Consider the following 24,792-nt stretch of genomic DNA (forward strand, 5'->3'; position numbering starts at 1 on the left):
TAAATTGATATTATATAAATAAGGAAGGAATGTGATTCAGATGACAGAAGTAGTTAATTTGTCTGAAGCGGCAGCTTACCGCGTCAAAGAGATGATGGTTCACAACGAGGAAGAAGGTTCACTTCTCCGTGTATCTGTTAACGGTGGCGGATGTAGCGGTCTTTCTTACGGTATGGGATTTGAAAAAGAGAAAAATGAAGACGATATAGTTTTACATCAGCATGATTTAGAAATAATTATATCTAGTGAAGATGCTTCTATTCTCCAAGGTACAGTCATCGATTACAAAGAATCGTTGATGGGTGGAGGCTTTACCATCGATAACCCTAATGCAATTGCATCCTGTGGCTGTGGTTCATCATTTAGAACTGCTAAAAAAGAAGGCACACCGGAAAGCTGCTAAATATTCGAAAGAACATTTTCTTACTTAAGAAAATGTTCTTTTTTAAAGGATAAGAAAGTAAATTACGTTTGGAAGTCAATGAGGATCTAACTGGTTGCTCTCGCTTTCCCCCATTTGCTTGTCGGGACAGATCTAGGCGCTTGCGCTTTTCTCATGGGCTAATTGTCTGTATATTCCCACCTTTGCAATGTTGTTAAATAGTGTTGAAATCCTATTCTAAAAGGTCTAAAATAGGATGTAGTGAAAAATTTGTCGGAAAAATGACAAAGTCCATTTCTAATTGTGAATTATTCGTATCATTAGATTCATAAAAAATATAAAAAGGTGGTTGCGATCTTCGTGAAAAGACCAACAATTCTAGTATTAGGTGCAGGTTATGGTGGATTATCTACTGTAGTGAACCTTCAAAAATTAGTAGGTACCGATGAAGCAGATATTATTTTAGTAAATAAAAATGACTATCACTACGAGTCTACTTGGTTACATGAGGCTTCAGCTGGAACTTTACGTCCAGACCAAGTGCGTTATGATATTCAAGGAGTTATAAATAAAAGCAAGGTACAATTTGTAAAAGCAACTGTCGAAGGCATTGATGTTAATACTAAGAAGGTAGCAACAAGTGCTGGAGAATACACATATGATTATTTAGTAATCGGTTTAGGCTTTGAAGGTGAAACATTTGGAATCACTGGTTTAGATAAATATGCACTATCAATTGCAAATGTAAATGCTGCTCGTCAAATCCGTGATCATATCGAATACCAATTTGCTACATGGTCTACAGAAGAAAACAGAGACGATGCTCGTTTAACTATTGTAGTAGGAGGAGCTGGCTTCTCTGGTATTGAATTTTTAGGTGAATTAGGTAATCGTATTCCTGAGCTTTGTGAAGAATACGATGTACCAAAAGAAAAAGTACGCGTTGTCTGCGTAGAAGCTGCTCCTATGGTATTACCTGGTTTTGATCCTGAGCTAGTTGAATATGCTGTTCGTCAATTAGAAGCAAAAGGAATCGAGTTCTCTATAGGTACACCAGTAGTAGAAGCTACTCCTGAAGGCGTTAAAATTAAAAAAGGCGAAGAAGAATTTGAATTCATCAAAGCTGGTACTGTAGTATGGGCTGCTGGAGTTCGTGGAAACCGCTTAATCGAAACTTCTGGTATCGAAAATATGCGTGCTCGCGTTAAAGTTGAAAAAGATATGCGTGCACCTGGATTCCCAGACGTATTCATCGTTGGTGATTGTGCTCTAATGATTAATGAAGAAACAAATCGTCCATACCCACCTACTGCTCAAATTGCTATGCAACAAGCTGTAACAGTTGCTAAAAATATCGTAGCCCTAATGAAAGGCGAAAATACAAAGGAATTTGTTCCTGAACTAAAAGGAACAGTTTGTTCTCTTGGTGAGCATGATGCAATTGGAGATGTAATGGGTAGAAAACTTACTGGTACTAAAGCATCCATCATGAAAAAGGTTATTGATAACCGTGCTCTTTTCATGATCGGTGGAGTTCCATTAGTGCTTAAAAAAGGTAAATTTAAATTATAAAAGAAAAACAATAAATGGCTCCCACTGTAACTCTCAGTGGGAGCTTTTTTAAAGTATAAAAGGTAAGTATGTTTTTGTTAAAGGAGATGGATTATTTGTCGAAGGATAAACGAGGAAATGTCTGGTTGGGAGCTGCAGGATTAGTTTTAAACAACAAGGGTGAATGGCTAGTTGTTAAAAAACGATATGGTGGCTTAGAAGGAAGATGGTCTTTACCTGCAGGCTTTGTAAATGGTGATGAAACAATTGAACAGGCTGCCGTACGTGAAGTTAAGGAAGAAACTGCGGTAGATTGTACAGTTAAAAATATGATCGGTTTTAGAAGTGGGGTCTTACAGGGAAAAATCAGTGATAATATGGCCATTTTTCTTCTTAAACCAATTGAAGAGGAACCGATTATTCAAGTGCAGCTTTCTGAGCTATATGAGGCCAAATGGATACTTCCAAGTGATTTACTGGAAGATGAGAACGCTTCTGTAATGCTGCATGAATTAGCAGCTGCGTCTTTAGAAATTGGCTTTCCAACTATCGAAGGGATAAATCCTGGAGACATATTTGGGTATACTAGCTATAAATTATTCATAAAATAATCCGAACATAAATAGACTAAATTCATGTCATTAAAAATTCAACTGTGACTAGCTCTACTAATAGTGGTTAGCTTATAGAACTTCGATAAAAAGTCTTATGAAACAAAGCATTTTTCATAAGACAGTCTATTTTTCTATACTTAAGCACTTTTAAAACACGTATCAAATATATTTTGTTTTTTATTTACAAATATATTAATCCGTGATATATTATCTGAATATTAAAATAAATATTCAAGGAGGCGTATTATATGATTAAATTTAAAACAGAAACTGCAAAGTCTTGTCCTTATTGTAAAGGTGAAGGATATTTCCAACTTAGACTTGGTGGATCAGAAACGTGTGGCTGCTGTAATGGCTCTGGAAAAAGTAATAAGAAGATTATTTGACAAAAATGTGAAAAGAAACAAGTACATTGAATCCATGCCTCCGTTAAGGTAAACTATTTAGAGATACTACGGAGGTATATGATTATGAATTTTACAATTACACAGATGATTCTTTCAGTACTAATTTTTCTAGTTATGTTTTTTGGAATCGCCTTCTTATTAAATATGTTACTAAGAATGTCCTGGTTTGTGGCTATTTTATATCCACTAATTGTGGTATTTATCATTGATGAGGTAGGGTTCTTTGATTATTTCACTAACCCGGGTTCTTCATTCTCTGCTCTTGGAGATAAGTTTGTTTCTTTGCATATGGCAGATATCGTAATTTTAACAAGTGGTTTTGTAGGAGCAATTATTGCGGGGATCGTTATTAAAATGCTTCGGAAAAGTGGATATCAAATGTTCTAAAAAGGGATGGCCTTATAGCCATCTTTTTTTTATTGGTAAGAAAAAGCATATGCATAATTCCGAAGTACATACTTAGCCTCACGGTAACTGTATAGAAAGGTATGGGAAAAAGAAACGAATATTAAGTATCAATCGACTAATGTATTAGAAAAGGAGGGGTGGTATTGAAAAAGTATGTGATTATAACAGTAATGATGCTAGGGAATCTATTGTTATGGGGATGCTCGGATGAATCAAGCAACAGTTCAATAGACCAAAACACTACAACAGAAGTAACCATTGGTAATCCTACTGCACAAGAAATTCTGGAAATTGATTCAAAAGCTGATATTTTTCAGTGGGATAGTATAATCTATAGTACGAATATTGAGTGGGTTAACGAACTTGTCTTAACAGAAGGTGATTTAGTAGGGAAAATTGAGTATAACACTTCTAATCCAATGGATTTTAAAGATTCTACAGCAAATATTCTGCCCATTGGTACTGAAATATTTAAAGCTAAAGAACGTAATGATGTACTTATTACTAAGTACAATGATGAATTAAAATACTATTATCAATTAGTTGAAGGATAAACAACAAATAGAGTCCAATTAGGAAAAAACAAGAAGCGCATTCGATTTAAGGCGAATACGCTTCTAGAGATAATAAAATACTAAACAAGTTTAACAGTACCTGTTATTTAGAGAATAATGCACAGTAGTTGTGGGCAAGAGGAATGTATATTTAAACTACATTTGATTTAACTCTTAATTTGTAAAAAAGCTATAAAATCACGGTGTAAATAATGATAGATATCATAATCCCAGTTAGGGCACCCATAAATACCTCTATTGGTTTATGACCAAGCAACGTTTTTAATTCTTCTAGCTTTTCTTCACTTTTCTTTTGTCCCCAACCTTTTGTCTGATCCACAAATGCCTGAAAATCTACACGCATTTGATTGATAATAATGGCTTGCTGGCCAGCCTGGAATCTGACACCAGTTGCATCGAACATCACTATAACTGCAAATACAGTAGCAACTGCAAAGAGAGGTGAGTCTAAACCTGTCTCAAAAGCAATAGCTGTGCAAAGAGAAGTTACAGCCGCAGAGTGGGAACTAGGCATTCCACCAGTAGAAGTAAATAACTTCCAATCAACCTTTTTGGTGACCAAAAAATGAATAGGTATTTTCACGAACTGAGCAAAGAAAATAGAAAATAGAGCAGCTAGTAATGGAGTATTTTGGAGGATTGTCAGAGTAGACACAGCCTTTCAAGGAAAACTTTAGTTACTACTAGTATAACATATTACTACTATTCGAAAAATCAAACTTGTTGCTATATAATGATAATGTATCCAAATTATCTAGGGGGAAAAATAATGATTATAAATACTAATGAAGTATTATTCGAAGAAGTGCAATCAGAAACACTAGTGGTGGGCATTCCAAAGCATCCTGAAAACACAGAGAAGTGGGATGCATTGTTAAATGCTTTTGGAGACCACATCCTAGAATGGGTAAAAAGCGGAGACATTTCATCAGATTTAAAAAAACTAGTAAAAGTACCAGTTGCTAATCAGGAAACTGTAAAAAGAATTCTTTTTGTCGGGCTTGGTGACCGCAAAAAGTTAACTCAAGAGAACATTCGTGAGGCATTTGGCTTAGTAGGCAAAGAACTTCTTTCGAGTAAGCCAGAGTCTTTAGCAGTTTGGATACCATCATTTACATCAGAAACAGCTACAGAAGCCGATGTAGCGTATTTAGCAGCCGAAGGAATTGGAATGGGTGCATTCGTTTATGAAGGCTACAAAACATCCTCTAATGTCCCTGATTACTATTTACCTGCCATCGAGCTATTAACTGACACTGATCCGGACGAAGCTGCTACTTATTTTGAGGTAGGAAGTATTTATGCAGATGCAGTAAATGAAGCAAGAATTTTAGTAAACACACCAGGAAACGTATTAACTTCTACACAGCTAGGTGAGTATGCAAGAGAGCTTGGAGAAACATATGGCTTTGAAACAGAAATTTTAGGTAAGAAAGAAATAGAAGAACTTGGGATGGGAACATTACTTGCAGTAAATCAAGGATCTGTTGAAGAACCGCGATTAATCGCTTTGAAATATCAGGCAACAGAAAACTGGGATGATGTAGTGGCACTTGTTGGTAAAGGAATTACTTTTGATACAGGTGGTTACTCTCTCAAAACGAAGGCAGGTATCGTTGGGATGAAGGGCGATATGGGAGGTGCTGCAGCAGTATTAGGAGCAATGCAAATTATTGGAGAGCTTCGTCCAAATAAAAATGTTATTGCAGTTATACCTTCCACAGACAATATGATTTCTGGTAATGCCTTCAAGCCTGATGACGTCATCACTTCGATGAGTGGAAAAACAATTGAAATTTTAAACACGGATGCAGAAGGCCGTCTTGTTCTAGCAGATGCGGTTACTTATGCAAAACAACAAGGAGCTAACTATATCGTAGACGTTGCTACTTTAACAGGTGGCGTTATTACAGCTCTTGGATATGACAAGACAGGTGCACTTACAAATGACGAGGAGTTTTTTGAAACCTTTATGGAATCCTCTTTAGAAACTGGCGAGTTTGTATGGAGATTGCCTTTAACAGAAAACGATAAAAAACGTATCCGCAAGAGTGATGTGGCTGACTTGAATAATTCTCCTGGAGGAGATGGTCATATGATATTTGGAGGCGGTTTTGTTGGAGAGTTCGTGGAGGAAACACCATGGATTCACTTAGACATAGCTGGAACATCTGACTCTAAATCTGCCTATGATTTTGGACCAAAAGGTGGTACCGGTGTAATGGTACGAACATTGGCTACTCTTATCGAAAGAATGGCTGAAGAAGAGTAGGGTATACGCACAGGACACTTATCCCATATAGCATACACTGTGTTGAAAGGAGGAACATTATGCCTAGATATCAACGCGGTGGTTATGGAGGTAGAGGTCCGGGTGGCCCAGGAGGCTATGGTGGATTTGGTGGAGGTTTCGGTGGTTTTGGAGCGCCATTATTAGGAGGCTTTGTAGGAGGTCTTTTAGGTTCTTCCATTGTTGGCTTTGGTGCCAGACAACCTTATCCTTATCAGCCATATCCATACCAACCGTATCCTTACTACAACAATTTTACACCGTATTACCCGTACTACTAAAAAAGAGCTATTGCCATTCCTTGATATATCAGGGAAGGTAATAGCTTTTTTAAAATTTGGTTCTGTTAAATTTTGATATTGATTTTCCTTCTGAAGAATATCGAATGCATTTTTTTTGGCATTCCCCGTTTGATTTATTCACCGATATTGTATTAATTATCTTATAAGTAAATCTATATATATTTGGCTGTCTAAAACATAATATCCATTCAGCATTTATAATTTCTTTTTCATTGAGTTCTATTTTTACAGCTTTGTTATCTAGCACTTCATTATAAATTTTCGTTATTAATTAAATGGTAAATATCTCTTGATTTTTATATTCGTCAAAATGACTGCTTCTTTTGTAATTTAGAATTTTCACTTTGCGATTATTAATTTTTATATTGAGATGTTTACCTAATTTTTTATTTGACCTAATCGTACTTCATTCCTTTCATTGTAAGTGAAGAAAACTAACCATTTACTTTTGAAAAACGCAATCCTGTCTAATGTGTCAGTTATTTTAAGTACGAATGACATTTGATATTAGTTTTTCCAATAAAAAAGTGTAGACAAAGTGATAAAACACTTTGCCTACACACTAAAGTAAATTAGCATCAAACTTTGATTTTCATGTTCTTTCTTTTTTCTTCCACTACCTCTTCTAAATCATCTCGAACTGTGAGGTCGCAGCATTCCACACCAGAGTAATAGGCAGCTCTTCCCATCATGTGTCCACCTACAGGTCCAGTGATGAAAAGAAACAGAATGCCAAGCAAAATACGAGAATTAAACGTCCCCTCGATTAACCAAAAGTGAAGAAACACACCTATTAAAATGCTCATAACCCCAAGTGTAGCACTCTTGGAAGCTGCATGTGCTCTTGTATAGACGTCTGGTAGTCGGAACAAGCCAATTGCAGTAACCAAGATAAAAATAGTTCCAAAGGAAATAGTACCTACGATAAATATATTAGCTATTACGGTCACGTTGAATGATTTCTCCCTTCTCCGTGAATTTAGAAAACGCTACTGTTCCTATAAAGGAAAGAACAGCTAACAATAGAATGACCTCTAAGAAGAATGGAGTGTCAAACAGAATTGATATTAGACCAATTAAAGAGATTAGACCCACTCCAATTGCATCTAAGGCTATTACGCGATCGGGAGTAGTCGGACCCTTTACAAGTCGGTATAAGAAGCCTAGTAAAGCGGCGCTTATTAACACGACAATCACCCATAAAAAAGTTATCATGATCTACTCACCTCCAAAATTGCTTTCTCAAAAGTATCGCGTATGGAGTTAACCGCTTCGTCAATATTACTAAACTCAATAGAATGAATATATAACGTTTTATTGTCATCCGAAACATCAATAACTACCGTACCAGGTGTTAATGTTATAAGGCTGGATAACAACGTTATTTCCCAGTCCTCGGTTAAAACCGTTTCCAAGGCAAATATGGCAGGACGGATGGGCATTTCAGGCTTTACGATTAACTTTAATACCGAGAAGTTAGAAAGTATTAGCTCCTTTAAAAATAAGACAGCCAATTTTATAACCGCCCATACTCGATCCATATAAAACCGTGATTTAAAGGATTTTCTTAGTATGAAAAGCATTAGTAAGCCTAGCAGATATCCCACGATGAAGGTAGTAGGCTTAAAGGATACCGATAAAAACATCCAGGTCAGGGCAATGAAAACATTTAACAAAATTTGAAACGCCATATTATTTCACCCCTTCAAATACAGCATCGACGTAAATAGAAGGATCTAGCAACAAATCAGAAGCATCCGTCATAAATGGGACTAAGAATTCTGCTCCAACACCATAGAATACTGTTATGGCTACCAAAACGATAGTAGGTGTTAACAGTCGTCGATATGATTTAGGTCCTAAAAGAGTAGATTCACCTTTTGGCTCACCCCAGAAAGCATAGATGAAAATTCGAATTGCCGAAAGTAGGACAATTAGACTCGAAGCTAATATAAAAACACTCTGCCAGAGTAATTCACCTTCAAAGCCCCCTTGTACGATTAGCATTTTACCGATGAAGCCACTTAAGGGTGGAATACCAGCTAATCCAAATGCTGCAATCAAATAACTCCAGGCTAAAACAGGATACTTTTTCATCAGACCTCCCATTTTACGTAAATCGGAGGTGCCTGTAATTTTAATGACAATACCGAGAAGTAAGAACAATGCTCCCTTTATCAAAATATCATGAATCAAATAAAATACAGAACCCATCATTCCATTTTCATTCATTACAGAAGCACCGAATAATATAACTCCTACTGCAATGACGATGTTATAAATAATAATTTGTTTTAAATCAAAGTAAGCCAACGCGCCAATACACCCAACGACGATGGTAATAATCGCGAGAATCATAAGCAACTCATGCGTGAAACCTACATCTGTCGTAAAGAATAACGTGTATGTCCGCATAATCGCATACACTCCAACTTTAGTGAGAAGTGCACCGAACAGGGCTAGTATTGGAACTGGGGGTGCTGCATAAGAACCTGGTAACCAGAAGAAGAGAGGAAAAATACCACCCTTAATACCAAAAACAATTAAAAACAACACAGCAATTACAGTTACAATTCCTACCTCACCAAGCTCGGCCAATTTAACTGAGATATCGGCCATATTTAATGTTCCAACTACTGAATACAAGTATCCTACTGTAATTACAAATAGGGATGAAGAGACAATATTGACTATTATGTATTTAATAGATTCTTTTAATTGTATTCTTTCTCCACCTAAAACAATCAATACATAGGAAGACATTAATAATACTTCAAAAAATACAAATAAGTTAAATATATCTCCCGTTGTAAAAGCACCATTGACTCCTGTTAACATAAATAGAATAGCTGGATAGTAAAATGATTTTTCTCTAGCTTCATCCATGTAAGAAAAGCTATACCATACAACAAATAGAGCAATGATTAGAGATGAAGTTACTAGTAACGCTGAGAACATATCTGAAACCATTGTGATTCCAAATGGAGGTGCCCAGCTCCCGAGTGTAAGGGTTTGTACACCATCTATCTTTACTTTGTACAGCAATGTAAAGGCAGATGCTAGTGCTAACAACAATCCAATAATAGTAACTATTCGCTGTGCTTTTAATTTCTTGGGAAATAATAAAAGAACCGCAGCGAATAAGAAAGGGATGAGGACTGGGAATAATAATAAGTTAATCATTGTCTTCAGTTCCTTTCATAAGTTCCATATTATCTGTACCGACTTCTTTATAGGTACGATAGGCAAGTACAAGTGAAAATGCCGTTACGCCAAAGCTAATAACGATGGCGGTTAAAATTAGAGCCTGTGGTAGTGGATCGACATAATCTGTCACTCCGTCAGCTAATACGGGAGCAGATTTTCCCCCAAGTCCACCCATGGTTAGTAGGAGCAAATGTGTCCCATGACTCAGTAAGCCCGTTCCAATAATAATCCTAAGCAAGCTGCGAGAGAGGATTAAATAGACTGCAGCCATAAATAGAAAGCCGATTAAAATGGACATCATAATTTCCATTATTCATCTCCTCCTATCATTTGAATAATTGTCATTGTTACTCCCACTACAACAAGATATACGCCGGTATCAAAAAACATTGCAGTATGGATAGACGTTTTCCCTAACAAGGGAAGATTGAAATAATCATATACGTGGGTAAAGAAAGGAACATTAAAAAAGATAGACCCGGCTGCAGTTGCTAAAGATATTATAAGCCCGATTGCTGTTACAACCGTATAGTTTATAGGTAGCATATCTTGTACTGTTTTTAAATCGAATGCAAGTAAAAGAAGGACGATTGCACTTGACATTAATAGGCCACCAACAAATCCTCCTCCTGGTGTATAATGACCTGCGAAAAAAATATGAATGGAGAATAGAAAGATGATGAAAAATACTACTTTCGTTGTCGTTTGAATAATTAAATCATTTGTTTTCAACTTTTCTATCTCCTTTCTTTTTAGCAAGTCGTAGTGTGATCATTCCTATGATGCCTAGAGAAGCAATAGTTAGTACACTGATTTCAAATAAAGTATCAAATCCACGATAATCAACTAAGATAACGTTTACAATATTTCCACCGCCAGCTTCTGTGTATACAGTATCTTTATAGTATTGAGAGATAGATGTTACTAATTTTTGAGAGTGGGAGGAAATAGCTATTAATGTAACCATCACTCCAACACCTAGTGCAATGATAAAGTTAGTTAAACGGAATTTACGGTCTTCCTTGCCTTTTTCGTGCTTATTTAGTTTTGGCAGGTGATAAAAAGCTCCAAGGAATAGAGCAACCGAAACTGTTTCTATTACTAACTGAGTTAAAGCTAGATCAGGCGCTTTAAAAATGATGTAGAACAAAGCCACAGTATATCCTACAGCTCCTAAAGCAATGATTGCTGTAAGGCGGGATTTTGTAACTAGGATCGTAATCGTCCCAATAATAACAATGAGTGATAAAAGTATTTCAAAGAACTTGATAGGTGCTAAATTATCAAAGTCTATTACAAAGGCATCCTTAACCCACATGGTGCTAGCAAGCAGGAAGATAATAGCTGAGAACATGTAGATTAAGTAAGAACGAATAGAACCCTTCATGTAAAGAGAAGAAACGCTATTAGCTCCACCTTCTGAAAGCATCATTAACCAATCATAAATACCGTTCAATGAAACTTTAGCTGGCATCTTCTCATAACCTACACTCCATTTTGGCAATGTTTTATATAGAAGATAGCCGACTAGGAAAATTCCTAACGTCATATATAGAGCGGGCGAATCAAATCCATGCCATGCTTTTATCTTGACTCCTATCTCAGAAGGAAGTGCATAGGCTCCTGGATGAATAGCAGCTACTGCCGGCTTTATAAAAGTACTACCAAAAACATTTGGTATAAAGAAAATAACTATGACTAATGTTGCTAATATACCTGGTGAAACGAGCATTCCAATTGGAGCTTCATGTGCTTTTTTAGGAAGCAGCTCGGGTTTGTGCTTTCCTCGGAATGTATGTAAGACAAAGTACAAGCTATATACAAATGTAAATACGCTTGCAATCCATGCAACTACTGGTATTAAAATCCACCAAGTATCCATTGCATAGAGGTTAAAATGCTGTAAGGAAAGTGTGGCTTCTAAAAACATTTCTTTGCTCAAAAAGCCATTGAATAGCGGTACGCCAGCCATCGATAAACTGCCGATCATTGCGATTGTAAAGCTAATAGGCATTAAACTCATTAACCCACCGAGCTTGCGGATATCTCGTGTACCAGTTTCATGATCAACTATCCCAGCAATCATAAACAAACTACCTTTAAAGGTTGCATGGTTTAGGAGATGGAATATTGCCGCAAAAGTTGCAATTGTATATGTTGACACTAAATCGCCTGTAACATGATAGGCGATAGAACCAATTCCAAGCAGTGACATGATCAAACCAAGCTGGCTGACCGTTGAAAAGGCTAAAATTGCTTTCAAATCTGTTTGTTTTACTGCGAAGAAAGATCCCCAGAACAAAGTGAGAATACCGACTCCTGTTACTAGCCACACCCAGACCTCGGATAATGCAAAGATTGGTGTAAATCTTGCGACTAAATATAGGCCTGCTTTAACCATAGTTGCTGAATGTAAATATGCGCTAACAGGTGTTGGAGCTTCCATCGCATCGGGTAGCCAAATGTAGAAGGGAAACTGAGCAGATTTTGTAAAGGCTCCTAGAAGTACCAATACTAACGCCCATATGAACAAGTCGTGCTCTGCAATAGAGGATGCTTGTGCGATTAACTCACGAATGGAGAAGCTTTCCCCCATAATTCCTAATAATAAGAATCCACCAAGCATCATTAAGCCACCAAAGACGGTAATCATCATTGACTTCAATGCACCAAAACGCGAACGATCTCGCGTATACCAGTAACCAATGAGCAAGAATGATGAAATGGAAGTTAACTCCCAAAAGAAATACAGTCCGATTAAGTGGTCAGATTGTACAACTCCCAACATGGCAGTCATAAAAATTAATAAGTATACGTAAAAGTTACCTAGCTTTTCTTTATCCTTATCTAAATAGAAGATAGAGTAAAGAACGACTAGAGATCCTATCCCGGTTATTAATAACGAAAAAAGTAAGCTAAGGCCATCTATGTACGAGACGAGTGAAATATCAAGTGATGGAATCCAAGGCATTTCGTTAATAAAAGTTTCTCCATCCATTACCGATGGGATATACATTGCATAAAAGATTACCAAAAGAACAGGGGCAATCAAGACAAACCATCCAGTATGGATACTTTTTGCTCTTTTATACAAAAAAGGTATAAAAACAGCTAAAATAATAGGCAAGAATATTGCAAAAACCATGGACATAGGGATCCTCCTTCCGACAATATATTTAAGTATATAATAAAATTATACCCCAAATAATATGTGTTTGCATGGCTTATCACTTCCTTCCTATATATAAGTAAATGTATTTTTAATCAAATAAAGGGGTGCTTAAATTTGTCCTCCAAAAAGTAAAAGTTAGGCTTATTTATGCCAAGATTTATAAATCAATTATTAGTAACTAGCGTTAAAAGTTAAATCTATATGATAGACTCTTGTAAAAGGCCAATTTACTCCGATATGAACTATAGAATCAAATTTATCAAGATTAGAGGAACGATCATGAAAAACCCTTATGTATTTGGCTTTTTGCCATTGATAACCATTATTTTATTTAGCTTGAGCTTTTCCACGTATACAATGTTTAAAGCAATCGATCTGTTTAAAGTCATTGGCGTGTATAGCGGGATGAAAGAGTTTCTTTCTGATTTTGAGATAAGATTATTTGTGCTAATTATTTTTGCCCTTATTTATTTCATGCTCTTTTCTGCATTAAAATTGATTGCAGAAACTATTCACGAATTAGGAATGCTATTCTTTTCTAAGGATTTTGAAGGAAAAACAATGGCACAAGCGCGCGGTGGGTATGTCATTTTTTTTGCAGGTGCTATCATTTCAGCAGTAGGCTTCCAATCAATTAAAATTCTTCTTCTTATATTTTTAGCTACTGCTTTTATTTATTTTATTTATGTTGTATTCAAACTAAGCAACTCTATGTCCATGATAGGAACATTAGGACTAATCATGTTTGAAATTATCGTATGGAGCTTATTCTTAGCTTTAGTCATATATGTAGTCATCAAACTGTATAACGGAATTATCGCGAGTCTGCCTTTCCTATAGCCTATTAACTCACAGGAGATTACAAGATGTGCAAGCTATAGACAGTCATTTAGCTAGTAGAAGCTTAATATTAGCTTTCGGGGTGCAGTATATTAGAGAAATCCTAGAAAATATATGAGAGGGGTGAATGGAAGGTGGGAAACGTTTTTGATGAGATGAATTCTCGTACAAAGAAGAAAATTCAAGATGTATTTCTCAAGTTACTTAAAGAGAAAGAATTTGTGAAAATATCGATTAAAGACATAACAGTTAATGCTTCCATTAACCGTGGAACCTTCTATCTACATTATCTCGATAAATATGATTTATTAGAAAAAGTCGAGATTGAGCTTCTTGATGGGCTTCGAGTACATATTGCGAATATTAATAAAAAAGACAGCCTGGAGAAGGAACAACTAATAGAGGTCGCTGGTTTTTCTATGGAGGTATTTAGATACATTGAAATGTACAAAGAACAATTTATTGTTCTATTATCTAAAAACAATACGTCGGGCTTTCATCTTCGCTTAAAAAGCTTCTTTATCGAACAGTTTGAAGATAACTATTACGCTACTGATTTATCCTCCATAGATTCTTCTATTCCAACAGATTATCTTTCGGCGTTTGCTTCATCATCCATTTTAGGACTGGTTGAGCATTGGCTCTCTCAAAACGAACGTGAAACGCCTGAAGAACTCGCACATTTATACAGGAAAATATTGAAGTTTATCAAAATGATCTGACTAGGCAGGGACAACAAAACTCCCTTAGAGAATTCAAGGCTTCGTTTTTCGTAAGCTATTTCCTAGCCGTTGTACGGAGCGATGGCGATGAATTCAAAAATAACACGCAAAAAGTGAAATTGCATGTCGCAATTTTTCTTTTTACGTGTTACGAAACTACTTAAATCCCAGCTCAATCTGTTTTCATAATTTGATTAAAAATACGATGATGGATTTTGTTAGACTCTATAGATTTCATGTTTTTAGGTTTATCGTATCCAATCCATACTGCAGAGGTATAAGTGTCTGTAAGGCCGGCTAGCCAATAATCATAATATTCATTTGTAGTGCCTGTCTTAGCTCCCACGTACGAAGAGTTAATATGAATTCCTTTTCCAGTCCCGTTTGTGACCACCTGTTGAAGTAAACCTCTCATCGTTTGGGCTGTCTTATACGACCAAGCTTCTTGAAAATCCTCATCCCATCGATACAGAACATTTCCTTGCTTGTCTTCAACTTTTCTTATTGAATGCACTGGTTTATATGTTCCGTTGATGAAGCTTGTATAAGCATCTGCCATTTCTGCTATCGTAACGCCATGTGTTAATCCTCCTAGTGCGGCAGAATACGTATAATCCTCTTTTTGTATATATTCAAATTGAAAAGGAGATAACCTTGCAAAAGCATTTTCAATACCGACCTTATCCAATAATCTTACAGCAGGGGTATTATGGCTTAAACGAAATGCATCTTGAATCGTCACATCTCCATATACTACTCCTCCGTAATTTTGTGGGCAATAGGATCCAATACATAACTTACCTGCATTAACAGAGTTGGCAGGAGTATAAGTAGTTGTCTCAAATAATGGAGCGTATACTAGCAAGGGCTTAAAGGCAGAGCCAGGTTGTCGAACTGCCTGATAGGCGCGATGAAAATCCATTTTCCTATAATCCTTACCTCCATATACACTTACAATTTCTCTAGATTCATTGTTAATCACTACAGACGCAGCTTGTAATTCTGGAGTTTTGCTTAAAAGGCTATTAATGTAACGTTCATCATAATCTTGTTTAGATTGATCCAAAGCTGTAGAGATAGTTATCCCTCCAGCGATTACTTCATTGACACGGGTTTTTAATTCACTTTCTAGGAATTGCCTTTGCTGTTCATTTTGTGAGTTAGCGATTCTTTCTTTAAATCCCTCGTTGTGTGCTATAAGGTTTTCAAGCTCATGTAAAACAAACGTGCTATAGGCAGGGTATAGTTGTTTTTTTAACTTCGTCGAAAGAACAATTGATTCCTTCTTTATTTTTTCTCCATTCTCGGCAGTGAGCCGTCCATTTTTGACCATGACATCTATTAGAAGCTCTTGTCTCTTTTTAGTAGCTTCAAAGTTAGTGAGTGGATTATAAATGGTTGGATTATTCGGGATAGCACTGATAAAGGCAAGCTCTGATTCCCTCAATTCTTCTATTGGGCGGCCGAAGTAGAAGGTGGCAGCTGCCCCAATTCCATATACCTGGTTGCTGAAGTAAATCTCATTTAAATAATTAGTTAGTATTTCTTCTTTAGTAGTTTGTTTTTCCATTTCATGTGCATATAGCAACTCTGTTAGCTTTCTTTCATATGTTTTTTCAGTAGACAAGTAGCGTAGGCGGACTAGCTGCTGAGTGATGGTGCTAGCTCCTTGTTCTCGTTCCTGAGAAGAAGCATTTGCAAAAACTGCTCGGAAGATTGCGGTAAAATTAAAGCCAATATGATTATAAAATTCTACATCCTCACTCTGTATAAATAGCTCCTGAACAAATAGAGGAATAGTTTCTAACTCTATCGGTTCTCTCCATTCCACATAGTCCTCAGAAAATATTTCACCTTGTTTATCTAAGAGGACAACTGGAGAAGTTATTGTAGGGTTAGAAAGCTGAATAGAATGTTCTAAGTCATCATTAAAAGAAGCAGCTGAAAGCACCTCAGTATGGATAAAGGAATATAAAATCCAAAGGAGAGGAAAGCATAATAATATGATAATAAATCCAGTACCTTGTCGCATAATTTGCACTCCAGTTCAAGTTATCTCCATAAAAGAATAGCACATATCTCGCTGGAAAAGTGTGCTAATTTTTCTAAGTAAACACCTAGTGAATATCTACAGGAAGCTACAAAAAAAGACTTTCGAATCGATTAATTCGAAAGTCTTTTGGTAATCAGTGTGCTTTTGCATGGAGTTCCTCTTCATGGAGCACTTCTTCAAAATCTTGAACTGGTTTCTTACTTGCGAAATAGATGATGAAGAATGCCAATAGGAAGAGGGCACCAGTAACGTAAAATACCGAAGAAATACCGATAAAACCACTAATAAAGCCCCCAAACATTGGACCAATGATATTACCGAGGAATCGGAAGCTTGTATTGTAGCCCATTAACTCGCCTTGTACTTCAATTGGCGCCTCCCGACGTATTAAGGCAGTGGTAATCGGTATTAGACCACCGGATGCAATACCAAATAGGAAGCGGAGCACCATCAGTTGCCACAGCTCTGTAACAAAAGCTTGTGGAACGATAAATATAAAAGCAATTAGTAAGAGAGTAGACAAAACTTTTTCGTATCCAATGGAATCTCCTAGCTTACCCCATATTCTCGCAAATAACAGACTTCCTACACCTGTCGCACTGAAGGTAATTCCTGCCAATAATGCAACTTCATTTGAATCGGTTAAGTGAGAGACGTATAAAGAAAGAAGAGGCTGAATACTAAAAAGCCCAATTTGAATAAGGGAACTAATCATCAGCACGTTCAACATCAATCGGTGATGAAAAATCCCGGATACAACAATCTTTCTTGAATATTCATGCTCATCCTTGGGTTTTACTCGTCGCATCTCTCTAATTCCTAAAATAACCATGAATGCGGCTATAGATACAGCAGTTGCTGTAATGACGAACGTATATTGAAATCCAAACGTATCAGCCATAAACCCACCTATTACAGGACCGAATAACGTACCAGACACACTTCCCATTTGTAACGTCCCCATTGTTTTACCAGCAACTTCTTTTGGTGTTTGAGAGCTGATAAATGCTAAAGAGGTAGGGATAAAGCCGGTAACTACTCCCATGAATAAACGTAGGACAAAAAATGCCTCGACTGAGTTGATAAAGCCCATTAAAAAGACACTTATGGCAATACCAAAACCATTTATGACAAGGATTGGTTTGTAGCCATACTTGTCTGCGATTCTTCCCCAAATAGGCGACATAATAAGTGCTGATACAAAGGTTGCTCCAAAAACAAGGCCTGCCCATTTTTGGACATAGGCGTCTGTAAAGTCACCCATTGTATTAATATACAATGAAAGGAAAGGCATGATCATTGTCATCGTACTGGATACAAGAAAAATAGAAAACCACATGATTATAAAATTTCTTTTTTGTATGCTCATCGGAATCCCTTCTTTCTCTTGTCGCATACTACTGTCTTTTAGTATAAAACATTTCGGGTGACTAAGAAAGTTGATTGTTAGAAACTTTGTCACTGAAAACTACTTTTAGTTATGTTAAACTGTTTTAGGGTGATTATGTTGAAAAAAATAATTTTATTGAATTTATTTACACTACTTTTTATAACAGCTTGTGGAAGCGACTCATCCGATAAAGAAAAAGACGCTACTAAAGAGACAGCAGAACAAGAAACTGCTGTTACTACTGATACCCAACAAGAGGGAGAAATAATCACATATCCGCAACTTTCAACAGAAGTGGCTGAAAATGAAGCTTTAGTCCAAATGAACACTTCTTTAGGAACGATAAAAATCAAACTATTCCCAGAAGAAGCACCAAAAACAGTGGAAAACTTTTTAACTAAAGCAGAAGAAGGATATTATGAAGGCGTTATTTTCCATCGGGTCATCGAAAACTTTATGATTCAAACCGGAGATCCTACTGGGACAGGAGCAGGAGGAGAAAGCATTTATGGTGAATCATTCGAGGATGAATTTGCTAATAATCTATTCAATTTAAAAGGTGCACTTTCTATGGCGAACACGGGTCAGCCGAACACTAACGGAAGTCAGTTTTTTATCGTCCAAGCTCCTCTACAAGAAGGAATCGTTGAACAGCTTAGAAAAGGCGGATGGCCGGAGGAAATTATTAAGGCTTACGAACAAAATGGCGGAACACCGCATTTAGATCAAAAACATACGGTGTTTGGACAGGTTATTGAAGGTATGGATGTAGTCGATGAAATAGCTAAAGTAGAAACTGGTGCAAACGATAAACCAGTAGAAGATGTCCTTATTCAGTCTATAGAAGTTATCCAAAAATAAAGTTAGGAAGTGTAGACTATGTTAAACTTTCTTTCATTAGGCTTTTTGTATTTATACTTTCCAGAGGATAAAACCGAATATATACCAGTAGTATTAGAGTTTATAATAGTATTTATTCTATGTGTGCTATTATTCCGTTGGTTTAAAAAGAAATCCGCTAGAGACGCTGCAAAAGCGAAAGAAATAGAAGAACGAGTATTACAAGCAAGAAAAGAAGAAATGGAAAAGAAGGTACCTTCTGAGTGAAGGCACCTTCTTTTTATATATTAGTACATAGCTTATTTTGCTCTAGTGCTAGGACAATGCATGTTTGAATCTCGAAACTCCTTCTTCTACTGTTGCTCTAGGACATGCCACGTTCATTCGAAGGAATCCATCTCCGCCTTCTCCATATTTAGTTCCAGGCTCTAATGCAAGTTTTCCCTTAGTTAATAATAGATTCATCATATCTTTCTCATTCAAGCCTGTCCCACGATAATCAATCCATAGTAAATAACTACCTTCTGGTTTAGAAATCTTAATGCCTTCTATAATTGATAATTGTTTAATGACATACTCCATATTACCTTCTATAACATCTATTAACTCTTCAAGCCATGGAGCTCCGTGTTCATATGCCGCTTGCATAGCAGTTAAGGAGAAGACATTCAGTCCCATGTCTCCACGTCTTGCAGCACTATTTTCTAATGCTTTTCGCAATTCATCATTAGGTACGATGGTAGCAGCACCTTGAATTCCAGCTAAGTTAAACGTTTTAGTTGGTGCAAAGAAAGTAATAATATGATCGATTTCTTCTGCTGCAACAAGTAGAGGAACATGTTTATTTGGTTTAAAGACAAGATCTGAGTGTATCTCGTCTGAAAGTATTAATACATTATGCATTTTACATAGTGAAGCCATCTTAGTTAAATCTTCCTTGCTCCACACTTTTCCTCCTGGGTTATGTGGGTTGCAAAGTATAAATATTTTTATATCCTGCTGTAAGCATTCTTCAAAAGCATCCCAATCCAATTCAAAGGAGTTACCTTTTTCCTTTAAGCGACAAGTAACAACCTCTCTTTCTAAAGTATTCGGTATACCTTTAAAGGGAGGATAAATTGGAGTGTGTACAAGTACTTTATCTCCTATTTCTGAGAAAGCCTCAACCACTTCGGCCATTCCTGGAATAACCCCATGACGTAAGAGAATCCATTCGTTTTCTATTTCTAGTTGGTGTTTAGTATATACCCAAGAAGATAATGCATCCTTCACTGCTTCAGGGGTAATTGAGTATCCAAAAACAGGATGCTCTAGACGCTTATGTATGGCTTGCTGTATTACTGGTGCTAAACTAAAATCCATATCTGCTACCCACATTGGAAGTACATCCGCATCATCCTCAATAGCATATACTTGTTTTAACATATCCCATTTCACGGAAAAAGTGTTACGACGATTAAAAATAGTAGAAAAATCTGACAAAATAAAATCCCCTTTCATTTTTAACTTATTGTGTTATTATAACCCTAACTAATAAAAGTAGTAAGGTGAAAAAATAATGGATACTATAGAGATGAATAGAAAAGCAGTTTGGTTACTTCAAGAGTGGGATCCTTTCAAGTTCGGAATTGATGCTTACGAAACAGAGATCGCCGATGTTGTAGCTTCTCTGCACGATATCGACCATCCTTCAGAGCTTGCTAGAAAAATTCAAGAAGTTTACGAGCATTCCTTTGAACAATGGATTCCACTAGAAAAATGCGTGGAGATCTCTTACAAACTTATTGCTTTAAAATATGAAATGAAGTGTATTATTTAATTACTCACTTCCTATAATGCTAGATAAAAAGAGTAATAACAAGAAAAAGCTTTCGATTCCAATGAATCGAAAGCTTTTATTTTACACTTCTTGCAGGCCGTCCATTAAGTTGGATGCAGGTACTTCTAATGCGTTAGATAGCTTTAAAATAGTTTGTGTTGAAGGAATTTCACTACCAGACTCGTACGCTTCCAATTTTCCAGCGCCGATTCTTGTTTTTAAGGAAAGTGTTTCTAAAGAAATATTGCGTTCTTCTCTTAGTTGTCGCAACTGCTTATGCAATTCTTTTTTCATGATTTCTGTCCACCTCTTTAAAAATTCTTCACATCTTATATCATATTATAGCACATTTTTTTTTGGAACTTGTTTTAATGTATTGTCAGAAAAAGTACAATTTTTAATTTACTAGCCTAAAGGATATTTGTCCTATTTAAGAACATTCATAACCCCTTGAATAAATACAATTAAAATTGCTACTGGTGCAGCATAGCGTACAATAATTCTCCAACCGTTTAAAAGAACAGCTCTAGAACCAATCTCCTTGGAAATGTCATCTTTAGAGAAGTGGAATCCAGCAAAAATTGATATAAAAAGTGCCCCTAAAGGTAAACCAATGCTACTAGTCAGGAAATCAGTAAAATCAAAAATCGACAAGTCTAGGATTTTAATATCTTGAAGAACACCAAAAGAAAGAGCACTTGGAATTCCAACAAGGAAAATTAAAAAGCCCGAGATCCAAGCAGCACGTTTTCTTCGATCATAATTCGACTTAATACCAATGGACACAACGATCTCTAACATACTGATGGAAGACGTTAACGTGGCAAATAATAACAGGATAAAGAATATTATTAAAAAGAATTGCCCGAAAATAATTTGTTCAAACACTGCTGGTAGAATGATGAATACTAATCCAGGACCAGCGTCTGGAGAAAAACCCAAAGCGAAAACTGCAGGGAATATTACGAGACCTGCCATGATAGAAATACCTATATTCAGTAAGGAAACACTAAGAGCCGAATTTCCTAAATTAGTTCCCTTTGGTAAGTAGGATGCATAGGTAATCATCCCAGAAACACCGACACTGAGAGAAAAGAATGCCTGACCCAATGCAAGCAGGGCAGTTTCCCACGTAAAATAAGACCAATCCGGTATTAATAAAAACTTAACTCCTTCAATAGCTCCATCAAGAGTCAGTGAACGTATGGCTAGAACCACAAAGAAGATGAGAAGCAAGGGCATCATCCACTTACTAGCTTTTTCAATTCCTCCCTTGATGCCTCCTGAAACAATCCACAAAGTTAACAATATAAATACTCCTTGTCCAATTAACACTTCCCAAGGATTTGATATGACCGTATTAAATAAGTCCTCATAGAAATTATCTGCACTCCCGTTTAAGCTAAGAGTAATAGAACGGAACAAGTAAGATAAAATCCAACCACCAACTACACTATAAAATGAGAGTATTATAAACGAAAAGAAGAAGCCAGACCATCCGATTAAAAACCATGGCTTTTTAGGTGCCAATTTTTTAAATCCAGTTACTGCATCTGCCTGTCCCTTTCTTCCTATGATAAATTCAGCTAGTAAAATTGGTAATCCAATAAGAAGTGTACATAGGATGAAGAGCAATACAAAGACGCCACCACCATTAGTTCCTGCCATATAGGGAAACTTCCAAATCGCCCCTAATCCAATGGCACTTCCGGCCGCAGCCAATATAAATCCAATTTTCGACCCGAAGTGATCTCGAGTTTTCATATGTATTCCTCCTTCAACGCTTTAACGCTTTAAAGGGATAGTATACTATTTTGTTAATGAAAAATAAACGCTAAATCTATAAATGTGAATTGTTAATATGTGCAAGTAAGATAAAAGTATACAGATAGATGTAACATTTAGCTGGCATCTTTCGTATCACTTATAGCAAAAGAGAGAGAGCGGGGTGGAGCAATGGTTGAGAACGAATTGATCGAACTTGCACAACAGGGCGATCAGCAAGCATACGGGGAACTCATTCGCTTACATCATCGAACAGTAGAAAAATTTGCCTTTCAATGTGGAGTGCGAGTTCAAGATATACCAGATGTGACACAGGAAGTGTTTGTAAAATTGTATCGTTTCCTTCATCAATTTCAAAAGGAGCGTTTCACAACCTGGTTATATAAAATTACATTAAATGCAACAAGAGACTATTACCGCAAGGAAACGAAGGAAGCGCAAAAAGAGGTAAGGCTTCAAGGAGTATCGCCTGACCACTATATAATGAAGTCTGCCGAGGAAAAGGTCCTTGTTTTTGAGGAGGATCGAGAGCTCCATGTAGCAATACAATTATTAGATGAAAAATATCGCCATCCCATTATACTTTTCTATTTTCATGACATGTCTTATGAACAAATGGCAGATGTACTGAATGTTCCAATGTCTACCATTAAAATTCGATTATTACGAGCAAAGGGACATTTGAAATCGGCTCTACAAATTAGTGGAGGTGAAAACCATGGACGATAAAAAACTGGAAGTACGTTTGGAATTATTGAAAGATTCATATGAAAGAGTGCCTTCTTCAATAAATCCGGATGAAATACTAAAGAAAATGGTGAAAGAAAAAGAAACTAACCTAGATCATTCTAAAAAGAAGAAAACGAATTGGCAACGAATAGCAGTGTGGACTGTTAGCCTAGCAAGTGTTTTTGTTATAGGAATCCTTAGTGCTACACTTTTAAACGATAACCAAACAGGTAGTAAAATAAAAGAAACGACCATACTGGGAGATATTGAAGAATATGAAAAGAAATACGCAGAGGAGCGATTGAAGAGACAGAAAATACTAGAGATGGATGAGGATGATTTTAATGGCCTCGATTTTGTCATTTATGCAGATAATATTTTTGCTACTCAGATTAGTCCAGGCTCCCTCGAAGGTAAGAACGATGATATTACTATTGAAGAAGCTTACCATCAAGCAATACAAGGGTTAAAGCTTCCTTCTGAAATGATAGAAGAGGTTAAAAAAGGAAAAGTAATGAATTCTAACGAAAGCATGAAGTTTGTTGATGAATTCGTGACAAAAGCAAATATACTAATCACTCATTATAACCACATTTTATACAAAGACAGAGAAGCATTGAGATCTGCTGTTTTTGATGGGAAATTAAATAAGAATATGCTTCAGGCTAAAAGAGAAGAAATGCCGAAAAAAATTCAAACAATGTTGAAGGTATTACCTAAACAAGGACTAAATATTGAAGTAAATCAATCTGGTACAGAATTTTTTGTTCTTTATAATAGTTTAGCATTTAATCAGGATTTTAATGAAAAGTTAAATGATTATGCTTCAGGATATATTTTCTTACAAAACGTTATGCTAAATCAATACTCAGACAACAACTCCATGGGGGATGGTAATAATCTAGTAAGTAATTTAGTAAGTAATTTAAGAGGAATAGAGATTGTTCTCTTGAATACTGATCCATCTTTTAGCGTTCATACTAATCTTGAGACATTTTACTTTACTGGAGTAGAGAGCATGCTTTTAGGAGAGTACAATAGTGCACTTTTGGATGAAAACCAAAAAGTTAGGCAGGAATATCAACTAGCTTGGAGTTATTTAGCTGATACACCGGGAGAATCTCCAATTGCTACATTTATGAGAAAATTTTTGGACGTAATGGAGGAGAATAATTGGAAGTATACTTTCAACTATAAGGATTTAAATTTAGGGCAATTTAGAGATCTTTATAACCAAGCCTTAGAGGGTAATTTAGATTATGTGAAGCTGGATTGGGAAGCGATGTTATCTGAGAAAATATCGGCGAGTATGGAAGTGGCAAAAGAAGGAGATGTAGCTTATCTTTATAAAAGGTTTGGGGAAAGCTTCGACACAAAGCATTTACATGGGATTGGGCCTATAGAAATTGCTGTTTTATATGATTACGCTGAGGACCAACACAACCTAGACATGATGTGGAAGCTATTAAGTGATGATGTCAGATTAGAGTCAAGCAAAGGTTCCTTCTTTAAAAGTCCTGTAAGTTTAATTGCGGAATCATCTACTATGCTCTATTATCAGCAGTCAAAAAACCAGGTAGAGAACAGCGTACTAACTACTGTATTAGATCAAGGAGATGAAGAAAAAATAAAATCCAATATACCCATGAGATTAGATGAGGATAACATTTGGCGTATTAATATCCCTCTGAGTGTAAAATAAGAAA

The 24,792-nt window shown here is 36.3% G+C and carries 28 protein-coding genes; 15 read left to right on the forward strand and 13 right to left on the reverse strand.

The window, feature by feature from the left end:
- Positions 1 to 40: 40 nt before the first annotated feature.
- The 6 genes from D0S48_RS18765 to D0S48_RS18785 all read left to right on the forward strand — a co-directional run bounded on the left by D0S48_RS18765 (position 41) and on the right by D0S48_RS18785 (position 3,916).
- Positions 41 to 403 carry a HesB/IscA family protein gene (locus D0S48_RS18765; RefSeq protein WP_151113337.1) on the forward strand — a complete coding sequence of 121 codons (363 nt, stop codon included), beginning with the start codon at positions 41 to 43 and terminating at the stop codon, positions 401 to 403.
- A gap of 339 nt (positions 404 to 742) precedes the next feature.
- Positions 743 to 1,954 carry an NAD(P)/FAD-dependent oxidoreductase gene (locus D0S48_RS18770; RefSeq protein ID WP_144538626.1) on the forward strand — a complete coding sequence of 404 codons (1,212 nt, stop codon included), beginning with the start codon at positions 743 to 745 and terminating at the stop codon, positions 1,952 to 1,954.
- Positions 1,955 to 2,049: 95 nt separating this feature from the next.
- Complete coding sequence (locus tag D0S48_RS18775; protein ID WP_151113339.1) at positions 2,050 to 2,544, forward strand: NUDIX domain-containing protein; 495 nt, start codon at positions 2,050 to 2,052, stop codon at positions 2,542 to 2,544.
- Between the two features lie 251 nt (positions 2,545 to 2,795).
- Positions 2,796 to 2,933 carry a YuiA family protein gene (locus tag D0S48_RS20760; RefSeq protein WP_186318169.1) on the forward strand — a complete coding sequence of 46 codons (138 nt, stop codon included), beginning with the start codon at positions 2,796 to 2,798 and terminating at the stop codon, positions 2,931 to 2,933.
- 78 nt (positions 2,934 to 3,011) lie between these two features.
- Positions 3,012 to 3,341, forward strand: coding sequence for a YuiB family protein (locus D0S48_RS18780; RefSeq protein WP_144538624.1), 330 nt, complete (start codon positions 3,012 to 3,014; stop codon positions 3,339 to 3,341).
- 164 nt (positions 3,342 to 3,505) lie between these two features.
- Positions 3,506 to 3,916, forward strand: a complete 411-nt coding sequence (locus tag D0S48_RS18785) for a hypothetical protein (RefSeq protein WP_144538623.1) — start codon at positions 3,506 to 3,508, stop codon at positions 3,914 to 3,916.
- 190 nt (positions 3,917 to 4,106) lie between these two features.
- On the opposite strand, the gene D0S48_RS18790 is transcribed toward D0S48_RS18785, so the two are convergent.
- Positions 4,107 to 4,583: a divergent PAP2 family protein gene (locus D0S48_RS18790; protein WP_144539156.1), complete on the reverse strand. Its 477-nt coding sequence runs from the start codon at positions 4,581 to 4,583 to the stop codon at positions 4,107 to 4,109.
- Positions 4,584 to 4,706: 123 nt separating this feature from the next.
- Between D0S48_RS18790 and D0S48_RS18795 the strand changes: the two genes are divergently transcribed.
- Together D0S48_RS18795 and D0S48_RS18800 are read left to right on the forward strand one after the other, a co-directional pair.
- On the forward strand, positions 4,707 to 6,209 hold the full coding sequence (locus tag D0S48_RS18795; RefSeq protein ID WP_151113341.1) for a leucyl aminopeptidase: 1,503 nt from the start codon (positions 4,707 to 4,709) through the stop codon (positions 6,207 to 6,209).
- Between the two features lie 59 nt (positions 6,210 to 6,268).
- The gene (locus D0S48_RS18800) at positions 6,269 to 6,508 is read left to right on the forward strand and encodes a hypothetical protein (protein WP_151113343.1); all 240 of its coding nucleotides are present in this window, start codon (positions 6,269 to 6,271) and stop codon (positions 6,506 to 6,508) included.
- Positions 6,509 to 7,107: 599 nt separating this feature from the next.
- On the opposite strand, the gene mnhG is transcribed toward D0S48_RS18800, so the two are convergent.
- Genes mnhG through D0S48_RS18835 form a run of 7 tightly spaced genes read right to left on the reverse strand, consistent with a single transcriptional unit; the run spans position 7,108 to position 12,887 of the window.
- Entirely contained in the window at positions 7,108 to 7,479 is a 372-nt protein-coding gene (mnhG, locus tag D0S48_RS18805) for a monovalent cation/H(+) antiporter subunit G (protein ID WP_151113345.1), read from the reverse strand.
- A complete protein-coding gene (locus tag D0S48_RS18810) occupies positions 7,463 to 7,744 on the reverse strand; it encodes a Na(+)/H(+) antiporter subunit F1 (RefSeq protein WP_144538619.1) in 282 nt (93 codons plus the stop codon). Before D0S48_RS18810 ends, mnhG begins: the two co-directional genes overlap by 17 nt.
- Positions 7,741 to 8,220, reverse strand: a complete 480-nt coding sequence (locus D0S48_RS18815; RefSeq protein ID WP_144538618.1) for a Na+/H+ antiporter subunit E — start codon at positions 8,218 to 8,220, stop codon at positions 7,741 to 7,743. The genes D0S48_RS18810 and D0S48_RS18815 overlap by 4 nt, the downstream gene beginning before the upstream one ends.
- A gap of 1 nt (position 8,221) precedes the next feature.
- A complete protein-coding gene (locus tag D0S48_RS18820; RefSeq protein ID WP_370455764.1) occupies positions 8,222 to 9,682 on the reverse strand; it encodes a Na+/H+ antiporter subunit D in 1,461 nt (486 codons plus the stop codon).
- Positions 9,683 to 9,704: 22 nt separating this feature from the next.
- On the reverse strand, positions 9,705 to 10,046 hold the full coding sequence (locus tag D0S48_RS18825; RefSeq protein ID WP_144538616.1) for a Na(+)/H(+) antiporter subunit C: 342 nt from the start codon (positions 10,044 to 10,046) through the stop codon (positions 9,705 to 9,707).
- Positions 10,046 to 10,468: a Na(+)/H(+) antiporter subunit B gene (locus tag D0S48_RS18830; RefSeq protein ID WP_144538615.1), complete on the reverse strand. Its 423-nt coding sequence runs from the start codon at positions 10,466 to 10,468 to the stop codon at positions 10,046 to 10,048. The genes D0S48_RS18825 and D0S48_RS18830 overlap by 1 nt, the downstream gene beginning before the upstream one ends.
- Entirely contained in the window at positions 10,455 to 12,887 is a 2,433-nt protein-coding gene (locus D0S48_RS18835) for a Na+/H+ antiporter subunit A (RefSeq protein ID WP_151113349.1), read from the reverse strand. Before D0S48_RS18835 ends, D0S48_RS18830 begins: the two co-directional genes overlap by 14 nt.
- A gap of 300 nt (positions 12,888 to 13,187) precedes the next feature.
- Between D0S48_RS18835 and D0S48_RS18840 the strand changes: the two genes are divergently transcribed.
- Both D0S48_RS18840 and D0S48_RS18845 read left to right on the forward strand, forming a co-directional pair.
- A complete protein-coding gene (locus tag D0S48_RS18840; RefSeq protein ID WP_151113351.1) occupies positions 13,188 to 13,748 on the forward strand; it encodes a DUF5366 family protein in 561 nt (186 codons plus the stop codon).
- 134 nt (positions 13,749 to 13,882) lie between these two features.
- Positions 13,883 to 14,470 carry a TetR/AcrR family transcriptional regulator gene (locus tag D0S48_RS18845; protein ID WP_151113353.1) on the forward strand — a complete coding sequence of 196 codons (588 nt, stop codon included), beginning with the start codon at positions 13,883 to 13,885 and terminating at the stop codon, positions 14,468 to 14,470.
- 172 nt (positions 14,471 to 14,642) lie between these two features.
- Here D0S48_RS18845 and D0S48_RS18850 read toward each other — a convergent pair whose 3' ends face one another.
- Together D0S48_RS18850 and D0S48_RS18855 are read right to left on the reverse strand one after the other, a co-directional pair.
- Positions 14,643 to 16,502 carry a transglycosylase domain-containing protein gene (locus D0S48_RS18850; RefSeq protein ID WP_144538611.1) on the reverse strand — a complete coding sequence of 620 codons (1,860 nt, stop codon included), beginning with the start codon at positions 16,500 to 16,502 and terminating at the stop codon, positions 14,643 to 14,645.
- A 154-nt stretch (positions 16,503 to 16,656) separates the two neighbouring features.
- Positions 16,657 to 17,892, reverse strand: a complete 1,236-nt coding sequence (locus D0S48_RS18855) for an MFS transporter (protein ID WP_151113355.1) — start codon at positions 17,890 to 17,892, stop codon at positions 16,657 to 16,659.
- Between the two features lie 135 nt (positions 17,893 to 18,027).
- Here D0S48_RS18855 and D0S48_RS18860 point away from each other — a divergent pair, with 135 nt between their 5' ends.
- Both D0S48_RS18860 and D0S48_RS18865 read left to right on the forward strand, forming a co-directional pair.
- On the forward strand, positions 18,028 to 18,774 hold the full coding sequence (locus tag D0S48_RS18860) for a peptidylprolyl isomerase (protein WP_151113357.1): 747 nt from the start codon (positions 18,028 to 18,030) through the stop codon (positions 18,772 to 18,774).
- An 18-nt stretch (positions 18,775 to 18,792) separates the two neighbouring features.
- Positions 18,793 to 19,020 (forward strand): hypothetical protein, encoded by a 228-nt coding sequence (locus tag D0S48_RS18865; RefSeq protein WP_144538608.1) that lies wholly within the window; start codon positions 18,793 to 18,795, stop codon positions 19,018 to 19,020.
- A gap of 48 nt (positions 19,021 to 19,068) precedes the next feature.
- On the opposite strand, the gene D0S48_RS18870 is transcribed toward D0S48_RS18865, so the two are convergent.
- Positions 19,069 to 20,235, reverse strand: a complete 1,167-nt coding sequence (locus tag D0S48_RS18870) for a MalY/PatB family protein (RefSeq protein WP_225216135.1) — start codon at positions 20,233 to 20,235, stop codon at positions 19,069 to 19,071.
- Positions 20,236 to 20,311: 76 nt separating this feature from the next.
- On the opposite strand from D0S48_RS18870, the gene D0S48_RS18875 reads away from it, so the two are divergent.
- Positions 20,312 to 20,572 carry a DUF1871 family protein gene (locus D0S48_RS18875; protein ID WP_144538606.1) on the forward strand — a complete coding sequence of 87 codons (261 nt, stop codon included), beginning with the start codon at positions 20,312 to 20,314 and terminating at the stop codon, positions 20,570 to 20,572.
- A gap of 81 nt (positions 20,573 to 20,653) precedes the next feature.
- Here D0S48_RS18875 and D0S48_RS18880 read toward each other — a convergent pair whose 3' ends face one another.
- On the reverse strand, positions 20,654 to 20,866 hold the full coding sequence (locus D0S48_RS18880) for a helix-turn-helix domain-containing protein (RefSeq protein WP_144538605.1): 213 nt from the start codon (positions 20,864 to 20,866) through the stop codon (positions 20,654 to 20,656).
- A 132-nt stretch (positions 20,867 to 20,998) separates the two neighbouring features.
- Complete coding sequence (locus D0S48_RS18885; protein ID WP_151113361.1) at positions 20,999 to 22,336, reverse strand: sodium-dependent transporter; 1,338 nt, start codon at positions 22,334 to 22,336, stop codon at positions 20,999 to 21,001.
- Positions 22,337 to 22,528: 192 nt separating this feature from the next.
- Here D0S48_RS18885 and D0S48_RS18890 point away from each other — a divergent pair, with 192 nt between their 5' ends.
- The gene (locus tag D0S48_RS18890) at positions 22,529 to 23,086 is read left to right on the forward strand and encodes an RNA polymerase sigma factor (RefSeq protein ID WP_144538603.1); all 558 of its coding nucleotides are present in this window, start codon (positions 22,529 to 22,531) and stop codon (positions 23,084 to 23,086) included.
- Entirely contained in the window at positions 23,076 to 24,788 is a 1,713-nt protein-coding gene (locus D0S48_RS18895) for a hypothetical protein (RefSeq protein ID WP_151113363.1), read from the forward strand. The genes D0S48_RS18890 and D0S48_RS18895 overlap by 11 nt, the downstream gene beginning before the upstream one ends.
- Positions 24,789 to 24,792: the final 4 nt, after the last annotated feature.

This window comes from Psychrobacillus sp. AK 1817 (assembly GCF_008807035.1).
In the GTDB taxonomy this organism is placed as follows: domain Bacteria; phylum Bacillota; class Bacilli; order Bacillales_A; family Planococcaceae; genus Psychrobacillus; species Psychrobacillus faecigallinarum.